Source organism: Pseudomonas sp. NBRC 111133, assembly GCF_001320605.1.
GTDB lineage: Bacteria > Pseudomonadota > Gammaproteobacteria > Pseudomonadales > Pseudomonadaceae > Aquipseudomonas > Aquipseudomonas monteilii.
Genome location: NZ_BCBJ01000146.1, coordinates 1 through 13,260 on the forward strand (window position 1 = coordinate 1; position 13,260 = coordinate 13,260).

Here is a 13,260-nt window from a genome sequence, read left to right on the forward strand (position 1 = left end):
CTGTCCTTTCCTGACAAGGAATGATGGCGAGCACACATAAAAACAGAACAATGTTGATCCCGTCCTGGTGCTGAACTACTATTTCTGAGCCGGATGCACCGCTTGCAGATGGTTGGAAAAACCTGCCTCAGTTTCACAACGCCACGTTGCCCACAGCTTGCATCCCGTCTCGCCCCCCATGTCCAACTCAAACGCCAACCAGTTCCGCGCCGGCATCACATACCGATTAAAACCGGGGAACAACATCATCTCGACACAGTGCTGCACATCGATTGATTGGACCTTGCTGGCGGTATGGTTTAGCAACTGCAGAAAAAGCCGTTCGGCCACGCCGATCAGCGATGGGTGCACCACACCTGATGAAGTAAACTGCTGAATCTGCGCCCAGTTCGACGTCGGCGGAATATCCCGCCGGTAGCAACTGCCCCACGCCGCGACATGCACATCCCCGGAAGCAATGGACACCCGCAGCATTCTCTGCTCGGCAATACGGGTCAGTGATTCCAGCAGCCGCTTGCGTTCCCCCTCGTGATCCCCGTGCGACCAATGATCCTTGAGATCATCAGCGTTACTGTCCAGCACATGATCCTGCCCAAACGTATCGAGCAGCCCTTCAGCCAGCGACAGCTTGGGATGCGCGACTGGCACCGAGGACATGAAGATCAAGTGCTGGCATTTGCTTCCAGGATGAGCAGGTTTACCATCACGGAGCGTGTTGAGCCAAGCCTGCATAGCAGTCCAGGTATCGGCCCCCAGTACCTGGGTTCGTGATCGCTCAGTGCGCAAATCCGCCACAAACAGCGATACCGGCCCCATGTGATAACCGAAACTGAAGCCCGGCTGATCGTCCAGGAGCGGCACGGCCAATCTATCCCCTTGCAATAAGGCACTCCATTGCAGCGGCGCATACTGGGGGTCCTGCTGGGAAACGTTGGCACGCTGGAGTGCTTGCAGCGGCGGCAAATCTTCTAGGGCATGTTGCAACTGAAACACCCAGAACGCCTTGCGGGCATGACGCATCAACACCTGGAACAACTCACAATGCTGCATGGCCGGGCTGTAGGACCCCCAACCGTCGAAGATGTCGTGGTCGTCCCACATCATCACCGTAGGTATTCGCGCCATCGCGTCAGCGGCATCCAGGTTCAGCTTGGGGTGCCCCCAGTGGCGCCGTGTATCGGGCAGCCACCGCTTGGCATAAAGCTCAAAATAGTAAGACTCGATCTCCTTCTCCAGTGCCGCGCTTACCTTGAACGCCAACTGCTCCTTGCGCGACAGGCCGACCCACTTCTTGAGCGCCTTCACGTCCTCCCAGATCGAGTCGAAGTAAATCTGATCGCCCCCCATCAGCAGCAATTGAAACCGCTTCAACCCCTTGTCATGGATTCGCCCTTCGTGCCAAAGCTGTTCCTTGTCCAGCACGTAACCTGGAGCACGCAAGTCACTGTCATGGTTGCTGATCAGATCAGCCCAGACTGCGTTTTCAGGGCGCACCAGCTTGCGCATTCCGCTAGGGTCGGAAAAACCGTTGCAAGAAACATAGGCCATTCTTGGGGCATAGTCTCGACCGGGAACGGAGAACTGCCATTGCGGCCCTTCTTGCCCTACACCGAACTGAACCGTGCGTTCCTGCGCCTGCTGATCACAGCTCAGGTCATAGCGAAGAAGTGTTTCCTTCGCACGCACCAGCAACACTCTCGGCGCGGGGCACGCCCGGCCTTCAATGGACAGCGCCGGGAATGCCGAACCGCTGGCAACCCCGACCAACGCGGTCACTTGCCACTGCCCGGTTTTGCTGGTGCCTCGAAAGGACAACACCGGCCCCACGGTAAAAAGTGCTTTAGACATCCCTGTTATCTCCCTTCAAGTTCAGCCGCAATCACCTTGACAATCTTGGCGCGCGACGCGGCTCTCTTGGCCAGCCTCTGCGCTTCACCTGTTTGCTCCAACCACTCTCTGAATCGCTGGAGCGCGTGTCGCGTTTGCGATGCATCGCGACAGTTGGCCAGGAAAGCAAACTGTACTTGCTGTACCTCATCAGCGACAAAAACACCAAACGGCCCACTGACAACCGTGGCATCAGGAAAGCCTAACAATGCAGTGGCCTGTGTCTGCGTAGCGCCACGATGACAGGCGATCAAATGCAAGGGTCCTTGCGCGTCTTTCAGCAGATCCGCTTGTTCATGATCACGAAGAAAAGGTTTACCCACCAACTCACGCGCAGCGGCAACCGTGAGCGCAGCCGGGATTGCATGGACCAGCACAGCGATATTCACCCCAGCAATGGGCACAACGGCAAACGCTTCGTTAACCGGGGCTTTGCCACCATTGAGCGCCTGTAGTAACACCGTTTCCATTGCTCGCTTACGCTGCCGAAAGTCCATCCGCGTCCAATCGAGCGCCTGGCCCATATCGAATCGACTCGAAGCTGCAGCGTTTACCCCCCGCTGGGTCAGCACAACCAACGCATCGAAAAGCGCCTCGCGAACGCGGGTACGCAACTGCTCAACGGTTGAGACCGTTCCACCCCTGAAGGGTGTCTGCTGTGCAATAAAGTCCTGGAAGCGCTGGTTACGTGCAGCCTCCGCTCCCCGGCCATCGCCTACAGGGATCGTGGGCATCGCGATGAAGCGCACCTTGCCGCGCGTGGTGGCAAGCCCCTCCATGTACTCCGCATGGCAGATACCGATGTCGCCGTCACCACTCGCCCAGCCGGCGTTTCCATTGGACAACACCAGCAGCACATCGCAATCTCTGACTGCCTGTAAACAGGCGTCCCAACTGTCCTGCATACCATCCGAAGGAGGTGCATCTTCGTTAATCCAAACCTCAAACACCTGCTTGCCAAACAGCTCGGTGCCTTCTATCTCACGCTTAAACTGCTCTCGGATACTGCTGAGCGTTTGGTCACTGTCAGCGGGAAAGTGATCGTTACACCGACTGGACAGCATTACTTTGATTTTCTGTGACTGCGCCATCCTTGCTCCTGCCCCACTTCCGTGGCCTAGAATTTTTCGATCAATGAATACCTTCTCGTCCTAAGCATATATCAGGCGAAGGCCTTGTCTAAAAACCACCGACGGGCATTGAAATGCAATCAATCCAAAATCCGGAACGACCTAATCGAGAGAAATTTAGTAACACTTTGTAACTTCAGCTCACTTTCGGCGTAGCGGTTTGAAGCTTCGGGCCAACGATCATTGCGAGCATTGAGCTACTCGTGCGGCAGCCAGTCCCCTTGATGCTAGTGCTGACGACGAATTGACCCAGCTGCCGATGCCACGCTGACCCAACACCAATCGGCAAAAATCTAACATTGGTAATGGTTCACAAGGTAGGAGCCAGGGTCAGTGAAATGTCGGTAACTGGGTCAATCTTGCGCTGGCAATAACATTCAGATTGACGTATGGGTTTTCGAACGCGTGGACTTCATCAGCCAGCGTCCCGCGCATCACAAATTCCATCTCAGTGCGTGTGATAGAGATGTGGCCAGGCCCGGTGAATAGAGGTTCTTCGTAGTCGTAGCCAATGACCTGCATCGAGGGACACTCGATGAGCCCAGCTATCTAAAGTTCGCATTCACTTTCCTGTGTAAGCAGAAGGTGGCGCTCTTCTGCACCACCTCTGGCCGACCTCACCGGGGGGACTTTGCCGCTTTGTCCTGTTCCCAATGCGTGATGTCCTCAACTTCGTCTGTCGCGTCGGATCCGAGCATCAGGGTCTGCTGAGGGAAGAGCCCCATCAAGTGCGGCACTCGCGCAAAGTCCTGTACTGTCTCAGCCCACTCGTAGTTGTCCTCGAATGGGTAGTAATTGACCGCGTGCAAGAAGACTCCAAGCACGGAAGTATCAGAAGCATCATAGGCACTGATTTGCTCGACATTTTTGTCCAGGCGCAGCTCCTCGATCTCGATGCCGTCACGAGTTTCGAACCAGACGTGTACCACGCCAGCGCGATCAGGAGGTATTTGGCTCACGCCGTCGTTGACCAGGCTCTTGAAGTGCTTGGAGCGCAACGAGAGTGAGTTCCCATGGTCGCAGCGCCATTGGGCACCTACGCAACTGGCGACGTCTTTGACAAACATGTTGAGGATGTCGTCATTGGTTCCAGGGCGAATGACCCGACTTGCGACAGTCGCGACGTTACGCTTTTCATTGCTATCGATGTCACCGAACACAAGCAGTTCTTGTTGCGGGCAATTGGGCCTAACGGAGAAATTCCGGTAGTGGCGTTTGAGCCCGACCTTGTCGATTACGCGAATCTTCGCGGTGATAGAGCCGTCCCTCACCTCTCGCTCATCTGCCTTGATGGCAAGGTTCACCACCTCGATTACATCTCCTACTGTCACATCGGACACCTGCTCATGGAACGTCAGATCAACGATGCTCCATGGTGCGGCTTTGAGCATGTGATGGCTTACCTGCGCCCATATTTTGGCCCAAGCTTCCTCCTCATCAAGCGAGTACTTCGTTTGTTTATCCGAACGTTTGCACTCAACGTAGAACTCCAGCTCACCTGATTTGACGAGCAAATCTGGCGACTTCCTCTTCCCGTTCGGCCATGTGATGCTGTTCTCTGGAATGAAGGCAACCTCGTAACCGTTTTTCAGATAGAACGAGGCCGTCAGCAACTCGAACAACTGCGCTTCCGGGTTATTGTTGTTGGCCAACATCTTGTCCAGGACATCTCCGACGTTGGGCACGCTTCGAAGTTGTTCTGCAGCGGCGCCGATGGCCATGGCGTATGGAAAGACTCGTCTACTGCTGTAAGCCGAATCACTGTAGGGAAAATCATGGGACAGATACGACGCCAGGATGTACCAGTCGATATCATTTTCTGTCGGCATGAAAAGCTGCGGTTCGATCGGCAGCTTGATATCGAATTTCGATTCCGTGCCCCGAATGCGCTTCACATAGGCGGCTCTGCGCTCAGCCCAGCTCTCCGCCCCGAGCCTGTCGACCAAGAGTTGATAAAATGCCTTGGTTCTTGCTCGCTCAACCCGACTGACAACATCATCCATTGCGGTCTCTCTATGTTGGGAGTCTGGAGAGTAATCGGAAGACAGGCGATATGCCATCAAAGGCATCGTGATACAGCTGCTAATCGTTGGAGGCCTCGATACCGCCTATGCATGGGTCAACGACGAAAACACCCTACGGTCTGCAGGCAGCAAATCCGATCCCGACGCCATATTCGAGAAGATGTTGGGCCGCGGCCACCCTCCTGATGACTGAGATACGCTGCTTGCAGCTGCGCGTAGCGACTGGCGCGAGTCCAAGCCATAAGCTGCGCGCCTTAATGAGGGGGAATACCTACTACTCCGCGTCCTCGAGGCGTCCGTACCGAGTTGAGTCAGTGAAGCTCAGCGCAAAGCCGTCGACTCCCGACAACGCAGAAGCGGTCTAAGCGTTAACACGGCTTGATGCTGGACAAACAGGCCTACTTGCGCAAAGCCGCCCATATGGCCCATATGGAGCATGCCGCAATGAGAGGTTGTGGCAGACGCAACTCAGATAACCTTTCACCCGTTCGATGTCACCGAAACGGCGCAGCTCTTGCCGAACTGCCGAGCAAAACGCTTGCTGTAATAACAGGCAAGTGCGAGAAAATAGCTTCCCAGAGAACCCTGTATGATCAATTTGGGAACTCGACAGTCGATTGCCCTGCTTAGCAAGTACAGCATCCAGCATCTTGCATTGTATCCCGCACAGTTACAGGCTAGCTTGATGAATATCGTACGCGATCAAGATGACAGGACATTGCTCTTCTCGCGATCTCCCTGGACTATCCGGCGCCAAGGTGTCGCCAATGCATGTACTTGACGAACACACGCACGACCGGACACAGTGCTTGCTGTTCGGCGGCTACATTGCGCAAAACAAGAGGTTGCGGCAGGAAACATCAATCAAGCAAGCCCCACTCTCTCAAAAAATAGCGCTTCATACCAGCAAACGGTTTATCGTCCGAAGCATGCAATCGAACACGCGCCAGCAAATCCCTCCTTTTTTCGACAGTGAAATTTGCCCCCTGAAAAACAAGCGCTAAAGTTTCAAGCTCATAATACGCATTCCACCTGAGCCTTAGCAGCTCCTCCCTATTCAGCCCCAAAATTTCAACAGCTGTATCGACTACCCTAAGGATGGTCTGAAGTAGCCCCTGTTTTCCGGCTACTTCGCCATCGACACTTTCAAAAAACGGTAGCCGCTCAAATCCCGGTCAAACCTGCCGTCTATTTCAGCCTTTTTTGCCGCTGCAAGCACCTCGCAGCAGTCACTTCACTCTTCACGGACGCACCTCTCCTGCATTGGAGAGCAAATGTCGACGCGCCATCCAAATGTTCGACAGGGCGAACAGCGTCACCATCTGAGCAGTGTTTTTCACCAAGCCTCGGAAGCGCACTTTCGTATAACCAAACTGGCGCTTGATCACCCGAAATGGATGCTCAACCTTGGAGCGAACCTGGGCCTTGGCTCTTTCGATCTTACGTATCGCTTTGTATAACGCGCTGCGGTTACCGTGCTTTTTGTAAGTGCTGCGCCGGGCTGCAATCTGCCAGATGACTTGGCGCCCCTCATGCTCTTCACGCTTCTCTACACCGGTATAGCCCGCATCAGCGCAGACCACGTTCTCACCACCGTGCAGCAGTTTGTCGACTTGGGTTACGTCCGCGACGTTGGCCGCAGTGACCACCACGCTGTGCACAAGCCCGGACTCATCGTCGACACCAATGTGAGCTTTGGCACCGAAGTAATACTGGTTGCCCTTCTTGGTCTGATGCATTTCCGGGTCGCGTTTGCCGTCCTTGTTCTTGGTCGAACTGGGCGCATGAATCAGAGTGGCATCGACGATGGTGCCTTGTCGCAGTGACAAGCCACGGTCGCCCAAATAGCCATTGATCACGCCGAGAATACCGGTGGCCAACTCATGCTTTTCCAGCAGGCGACGGAAGTTGAGGATGGTGGTTTCATCCGGGATTCGCTCCAGGCTCAGACCGGAAAACTGGCGCAGGATCGTCGTCTCGTACAGCGCCTCTTCCATCGCCGGATCGCTGTAACCGAACCAGTTCTGCATTAGATGAATCCGCAGCATCGCCATCAGCGGATAGGCTGGACGGCCCCCTTCGCCCTTTGGGTAATGAGGTTTGATCAGAGCAATCAAACCCTCCCAGGGTACGACCCGATCCATCTCTATCAGGAACAGCTCCTTGCGGGTCTGCTTGCGCTTACCGGCGTACTCGGCATCGGCGAAGGTCATTTGTTTCATCATCGAAAAGCTCGGCGATTGGTGTCCGGGGATTTTGCCAAATCAGGAAGTCTTTTTCAGGATTTCCCTAATTGATTTCGTAGTAGAATTTGATACCAACCATACTTCCTTTGTAGCCGGCTTCGGATCCCACGAAAAGTACAGCTCCGGATCATTCAGGTAGGGATTGAGAAGCTTTGCATCTTCAATTGAAAACAAACCAGACACATCTAGATCATTCGAAGTAACCGGATCAGGAGAAAGGCTCTTGACCAACATAGCAAGAACATTTTCGTCAGCTGGCAAAATAGGCGGAACTACTGGAGACGAAAGTTTAGGTCCAGAAATATAAAATTTATCACCCTTATAAACCTGATTACATACCTGACAGCTAAAAGTATAGTTATCATAACAGTAAGCCAGCCACCAATACTCACTTTTCGGTCGAAAATGCTCGACATCACCGTGAGCTACAACCGCCGTATCCGCCTCACAATATGCACACTTACTGTGAGACTCTTTCTTCAATTGCGGCTTTGCCTTACCCCAAACCTGACGCCCCTTGACCTTGAAGTCTACTTTTCCGTTGGCACCGTCCAAGTAATAATAACTCAGCAACTTACTCAATTTTTTCTGGAGGTATGACCCCGTATAACCTTCCAGTCCTTTTCTGGTTCTAATTCGGACAATTTTAATCATCCCTAGCCCTCCAGACTTTTGACAGCCGCTCTTATTTTTGAGGCAGACACCGAGGGACGCTTTTTACCACGACTGATAGACGAGCTTATTTGTTCCAGAAGCTCTTTTTGAGCTAACGCATACTCAGGAATCACATCCCAATCCGGAGCATCCTTCAGAACCTTTTCCATACGATGAAGCTGTTGCTGCTCAACAGTGCTTAACGAGGCGGATCTGGCGCTCAGTTCCCGAACCACGGCGCGGGCTTTTTCAACCTCCACGGAATCCAAAGTTTCCAATCCGAACATAGGGCTCATTAGCAACTGATGTAACATCATCTTTCGAGGCTCACCCCGGAACGGAACTAAACAGGGAGCATTGGTTTGCCCTTCTCGACGAATCACATACAGTTCACCTTCCCCGCTTTGTTGAGCCGTCAACGCTGAATGTGTCGTAGCAATGAACTGAAAATTTGGCAAGGTTGTGGAAAGGAAATCCACCAGGCGACGACGCCACACCGGATGGAGATGCAGATCCAGCTCATCAATAAGCAATACTCCCCGTGTTAGCAGAGGATTCTTGCGATCGGGAAAGGCTTCAGTTATTCTAAAAAGAAGATCCCCGCACCACGCAGCCATATTCTGATATCCATCAGATAGCTGACTCAAAGGTACCTCACCGTCTACAGTTTTAAAAATAATCTGCCTTAGCTCTCTATCAATACGCGCAAATTCCATACCTGGAAGAAGCTGATTCAATGCCTGACTTACCGCATCAATTGATTTTCTACCTTTGCGATAGTCAAGATCCATTGCCCACTGTTCCAAGGAAATAAGGGAGGCGTCTGGAGAAAACATCGTGGCCAATCCTTGGGCACGAGGAATCCGTGATCGCTCCTCAGGAAAAGTTGATCTAGACTTTGCCAAAGTTGGTCTTCGTGAAACTCCGTAACCGAGTACAAAATAATTTCTCTCAGCCTTAAACAAGGCATTATCCAACGCCTCTAGAGACTCATGGTTCCGATTAAAAATACTTCGAATCCCATCACCTCGATGAATCTCTAACGCAATTTCACGAACCTCACCTTTCGCGGTAACTAATGTGCCTTCAATCCGGCACTTTTTGGCACCATTACGGATCCAGATGTCTGGCTCCCCTAAAAGCTCTGGCAAAGCATCGCTCCCGGAAAGCAGTAATGCGATAGCACGTAGCACAGAGCTCTTTCCGCACCCGTTTTCACCCAACAAAAGCGTCCAACGTCTCGCTTTACTTCTAGGCGACCGAAAGTCAAGCTCGATAGACTTTATTGAGCGTACATCATGAAGTGCAACTCGTACTAAAAACATCTGCTCCCCTTTCCAGTGCGTGCATCTTCAGTCACACAAGATCCAACTGACTCATTGAACGTTTCATGATAGCCGATTGCGACCCTCACTCTCGCACAACGGAACACATAGATTCCTGTTGGCAGTGTACCAGTACAATCAGTGCACGACTCTCCAAATCACGCCCGTTCACCGCTTTTCCCGATCGTGCCCCGGAAAGTGGTGCAACTGAGCTAGCCGAAGACGCCCTGCGGGCGAAAGAGGATGGTCATCGTGGTTCTTGGCTAACGTTGAATTTGCGACTTAACCTTCACCAGCGAAACCACGATGACCAAGCCCACTATCGCATTGACCGATTTGGTTGAGAAAGGGGGCAGATGTTGATCTGCTCAAGCAAATGATCCAGTTCGTTGCCCAGCGCATGATGGAGTTCGAGGTCGGCCTGTGCGGCGCCGGCTTCGATGTCAAAAGCCCAGACCGCACGAACAGCCGAAATGGCTATCGTGATCGCCTCTGGCAAATCCGCGCCAGCGACGTTGACCTGAAGATCCCGAGGCTGCGCCATGGCAGCTACTTTCCTGGCTTTCTTGAGCCTCGACGCACCGCCGAGAAGGCGATGGCAGCGGTGATCCAGGAAGCCTACACTCAAGGCGTTTCAACGCGTACGGTGGACGAACTGGTCAAAGCCATGGGCATGACCGGTATCTCAAAGAGCCAAGTGTCACGGCTGGCCGGCGAAATCGATGAACGTGTCCATGCCCTTCTTGATCGCCCACTTGAGGGCGATTAGCCTTACCTTTGGATCGACGCCACTCACGTCAAGGTGCGGGAGGCCGGGCGCATCGTCTCGGTCGCCATCATAATTGCCGTGGACGTGAACACCGATGGTGGACGCGACTACTTGGGGATACGGGTTGGCCCCTCAGAGGCAGAACCGTTTTGGACAGACTTCCTGCGAAGCCTCATCCGGCGTGGCCTGCGTGGCGTAAAGCTGGTCAGAACCGATGCTCACGAAAGCCTCAAGGGCGCTGTTTCCAAGGCCTCCAACGCGACCTCGCAGCGCTGTCGCGGACATTTCATACTTAACGCTATGGCCCATGTCGGCAAGGGCCAGCGGCACCATGGTGGCGGCGCGTCTACGTACGGTTTTCGCCCAGGACAGCCGTACCGAATGCCACCAGCAGTGGCGCCTCGTCGCCGATCATCTGCGCGAAAAGTACTCCAAAATCGCAACGCTCATGAACAGCTGTGAGGATGAAGTGCTGGCACACATGGCGTTTCCCAAAACGCACCGACAGCAGTTCCACAGCACAATCCACTGGAACGGCTCAACGCCGAGACCAAACGTCGCATCGACGTCGTGGGCATCTTTCCCAACGACCCTGCAATCACACCGCTCGTAGGCGCGATGTTACTGGAAACGACGAGTGATGCGGACGAAGTAACTTGGCGGAGTTTATTCGGTAAGCGAACGAGCAACGCCGCCTGAAGGTGGGGAAGTCGATCTGCACAGAGCCGCTGACAGTCCGCCATTAATCAACAGCAGCCGTTCGTGACAAACAGCCCCATAAGGCCTCAGCCCCGCCCGGCTTCCGGCCACCCCGCCATGGAAGTACACTGAAGACCAGAGTGCGCCACCTCGACAGCTGTCAGAAATCTCCATTCTCGATCGCGCATCCTGCTGGGGTATCGAGGGGTATTTCTGGGGGTACATTTCTGATTTTGAAAACCAGAAATACCGCCCTAGAGCCCTATCCAAATGTTTTTTGGCAGCGATGAAAACATGTAAGCCAAAAGCTTGGGAGAGCTTGAGTGTAGCCCCGGGCTTCGGCTTACCAAATTTCTCACCACTGTACGAAAGTGGTTTAGGGATGGCAGTTACCTGTTGCGCACAGACCAGTACATGTGGCCCCTCACATACCGCCCCTACCTCAGGTACGAGATGCAACGCGTCCTTCTGGGTAAGCATGAGCAGACGTCCGTAGCGCGCCTAGTGAAGCCTGTTACTCCGTCTACGTCGCTTGAGGGCTTGCGGCCATAAGCAAATGACCGCAATTCGAAAACCATCGAGACGTGACCGGGTTCCCGGCAGCGCCTGGTATTTGAAGAGTGCCGTGACCACCCTCCAAGCCTCACAAGTCAGCCTCGGTATAGTCGGCATCAGTTTTGCTTGTGGAACGGCGCCGTGATTTATCGCCCTAACGGAGAAAAGCAAGGCGCGCTAGCCTGCAAATTTGCCAACACTTTCTCGTACTCCAAATCTCCCTCAACCTCTCGTGCAGGGATCACCTCGCCATGTAACTGAGCACGCAGGTCATCCCAACGCTCCAATAAAACCTGCCAGTTATATTCATCGTAGGTCCCTCGAAAGATCACCGGATGCACATCAATGCGTGGTAGCTCCGCCGCTGGAACATCCCGCTCCAATTCTTCGTCCAGTTGGCGACTCCAGTGACTGCCCACCCGGTCGACCCGGCCGATCTGCTGCTATTCCCAGCTACGTGCTGGCGACCCCAGCGCCGATGATCCGCGGCTATTCGGCGAACGGTGGGCATATCCCGCTGGAGGTGGACTTCTACCAAAGCATCTCTCATGCCTTCATCAACTCCTTCAGCTTCGACCTGAAGAGCCTGATGCCCTTCATGTGTGTGGGCGTGCGGATGCATCCCGAGCATTTCAGCCACATTTGCCTCATCGACACCCCTGGCTACAACCCACCGCTGACGGCCGCCGAGCACAGTCATGGCGACAAGCGCACCGCGATCCAGTTCGCCCGGCAGTCCGACGCGATCGTTTGGTTGATCGGCCTGGACGTCAACGGGACGGTGCCGGACTCGGACCTGGATTTCATCCAGAAGATCGGTGTCGAGCAGCGTCCGGTGTACGTGGTGCTGACCAAGGCCGACCTGAAGGCCATGGACCACATCGAGGACGTCATGGACGAGGTCCGCGAGATTCTGGAAGACACGGGCATTGCGGTGGCAGGCATCAGCGCGTACAGCTCCACCCTGCGCGAAGAGTTGATGTATCAAGGCGTTCCGCTGCTGGAGTATTTCAGCGGGATCAACCAGCGCGGCAACGCCCGCAGTCACCTGGACGGCCGGCTGCGAGAGGTGTTCTCGATGTACGACGGGGCCATCCAGGCCGATATCGACACCATCCGCGCGCAGAAAACCGCCATCAACGGCCTGCGGCTCGACAGCCTGCAAATCGCCGGAGAGGAGGTCTACAAGCGCATGCTCGGCCCCATCGACAAACTCGACACCGCTCCGCTGGAGTGCTGCCTTGAGGAATCACGACAGCTGTACGGGGCGTTCAGCGATGCGGTTCGGCTAACTGTGGAATCATCTGAATCAGAGGTGTGAAGCTGGTTCGGCGAAAACCGCCCCAACACCTTTCTGATCACACAAGTCGTCAAACAAAAACCGTAGAGAGCAATCCTGGTCAGGCAATCTATGTGCTAAAGATTACTCAAACGTTGCTTCGACGACATCAGCGGGTTGCGCAGCGTTGGAAGCACCGCTTGACGTATGAAGGCAAATCACGTGTCCAAGGCAAAGTAAATACTGGAGTAGCGCCTCTATTTATTTCGGTTCAGACCTTACCCTATGTCCTCCTTGGGAGCTGCTTCAACGTGAGCAGGTGTAACCGTCAGCGTGATGGCATCGTCAGATATGGGTTACTAATCCAGTAAAGGAGGCGCACTTAATACCAGCCACTCCACCCAGATTCATATTAGTAATCGCCGTTCGCGATCGCTAACCCCCTGGGAGTAGCGGGGGTAAATCCGGCGGTCTATTTTTATTTTTTTGGAATCAAAAATACCGTGCTAGAGCCATATACAGATGTTGTCGGCTTGCCTGAGGCCCTTTAAATCGCACGCTGCGGCAAGAAGTACTCCCCTCCACTACCAAGCTTGCTCGCGCGGAGCTCCAGTGCCGCCGAGCCCGGATGGACACGATCCCGTTTAGGGTTGTGCCATTGCAATTAGGGTCAACTAGAGTGCGGAGCAAGG

Annotated in this window: 8 protein-coding genes and 2 pseudogenes; 4 read left to right on the plus strand and 6 right to left on the minus strand. The window is 54.1% G+C overall.

Features of this window, described 5'->3' with window-relative positions:
• Positions 1–78: 78 nt before the first annotated feature.
• From APH36_RS28885 to APH36_RS28900, 3 genes are all read right to left on the minus strand, one after another.
• Positions 79–1,848 carry an alkaline phosphatase family protein gene (locus APH36_RS28885; RefSeq protein WP_060501596.1) on the minus strand — a complete coding sequence of 590 codons (1,770 nt, stop codon included), beginning with the start codon at positions 1,846–1,848 and terminating at the stop codon, positions 79–81.
• 5 nt (positions 1,849–1,853) lie between these two features.
• Positions 1,854–2,978 carry a DUF4062 domain-containing protein gene (locus APH36_RS28890; RefSeq protein ID WP_060501598.1) on the minus strand — a complete coding sequence of 375 codons (1,125 nt, stop codon included), beginning with the start codon at positions 2,976–2,978 and terminating at the stop codon, positions 1,854–1,856.
• 656 nt (positions 2,979–3,634) lie between these two features.
• On the minus strand, positions 3,635–5,020 hold the full coding sequence (locus tag APH36_RS28900) for a hypothetical protein (RefSeq protein ID WP_060501602.1): 1,386 nt from the start codon (positions 5,018–5,020) through the stop codon (positions 3,635–3,637).
• A gap of 106 nt (positions 5,021–5,126) precedes the next feature.
• Here APH36_RS28900 and APH36_RS31950 point away from each other — a divergent pair.
• Both APH36_RS31950 and APH36_RS28905 read left to right on the plus strand, forming a co-directional pair.
• Positions 5,127–5,234: pseudogene (locus tag APH36_RS31950) on the plus strand (type II toxin-antitoxin system YhaV family toxin); the annotation flags it as partial.
• Positions 5,235–5,808: 574 nt separating this feature from the next.
• Positions 5,809–6,045 (plus strand): hypothetical protein, encoded by a 237-nt coding sequence (locus APH36_RS28905; RefSeq protein WP_060501605.1) that lies wholly within the window; start codon positions 5,809–5,811, stop codon positions 6,043–6,045.
• Between the two features lie 237 nt (positions 6,046–6,282).
• Here APH36_RS28905 and APH36_RS28910 read toward each other — a convergent pair whose 3' ends face one another.
• The 3 genes from APH36_RS28910 to APH36_RS31430 are packed head-to-tail and all read right to left on the minus strand — an operon-like array spanning position 6,283 to position 9,266.
• A complete protein-coding gene (locus tag APH36_RS28910; protein WP_024086516.1) occupies positions 6,283–7,263 on the minus strand; it encodes an IS5-like element ISPa26 family transposase in 981 nt (326 codons plus the stop codon).
• A gap of 42 nt (positions 7,264–7,305) precedes the next feature.
• Positions 7,306–7,941, minus strand: coding sequence for a hypothetical protein (locus tag APH36_RS31955; protein WP_156342231.1), 636 nt, complete (start codon positions 7,939–7,941; stop codon positions 7,306–7,308).
• A 2-nt stretch (positions 7,942–7,943) separates the two neighbouring features.
• Positions 7,944–9,266: an AAA family ATPase gene (locus tag APH36_RS31430; protein WP_082426471.1), complete on the minus strand. Its 1,323-nt coding sequence runs from the start codon at positions 9,264–9,266 to the stop codon at positions 7,944–7,946.
• 306 nt (positions 9,267–9,572) lie between these two features.
• On the opposite strand from APH36_RS31430, the pseudogene APH36_RS28920 reads away from it, so the two are divergent.
• Positions 9,573–10,677 (plus strand): annotated as a pseudogene (locus APH36_RS28920) (IS256 family transposase); the annotation flags it as partial.
• Between the two features lie 1,090 nt (positions 10,678–11,767).
• A complete protein-coding gene (locus APH36_RS28925) occupies positions 11,768–12,610 on the plus strand; it encodes a hypothetical protein (protein ID WP_060501609.1) in 843 nt (280 codons plus the stop codon).
• Positions 12,611–13,260: the final 650 nt, after the last annotated feature.

Coding starts and splice junctions, on each gene's coding strand:
- APH36_RS28890 (WP_060501598.1), bottom strand. CDS start 2,978: ATGGCGCAGTCACAGAAAATCAAAGTAATGCTGTCCAGTCGGTGTAAC.
- APH36_RS28900 (WP_060501602.1), bottom strand. CDS start 5,020: ATGGATGATGTTGTCAGTCGGGTTGAGCGAGCAAGAACCAAGGCATTT.
- APH36_RS31430 (WP_082426471.1), bottom strand. CDS start 9,266: ATGTTTTTAGTACGAGTTGCACTTCATGATGTACGCTCAATAAAGTCT.
- APH36_RS31955 (WP_156342231.1), bottom strand. CDS start 7,941: ATGATTAAAATTGTCCGAATTAGAACCAGAAAAGGACTGGAAGGTTAT.
- APH36_RS28910 (WP_024086516.1), bottom strand. CDS start 7,263: ATGAAACAAATGACCTTCGCCGATGCCGAGTACGCCGGTAAGCGCAAG.
- APH36_RS28925 (WP_060501609.1), top strand. CDS start 11,768: ATGATCCGCGGCTATTCGGCGAACGGTGGGCATATCCCGCTGGAGGTG.
- APH36_RS28905 (WP_060501605.1), top strand. CDS start 5,809: ATGCATGTACTTGACGAACACACGCACGACCGGACACAGTGCTTGCTG.
- APH36_RS28885 (WP_060501596.1), bottom strand. CDS start 1,848: ATGTCTAAAGCACTTTTTACCGTGGGGCCGGTGTTGTCCTTTCGAGGC.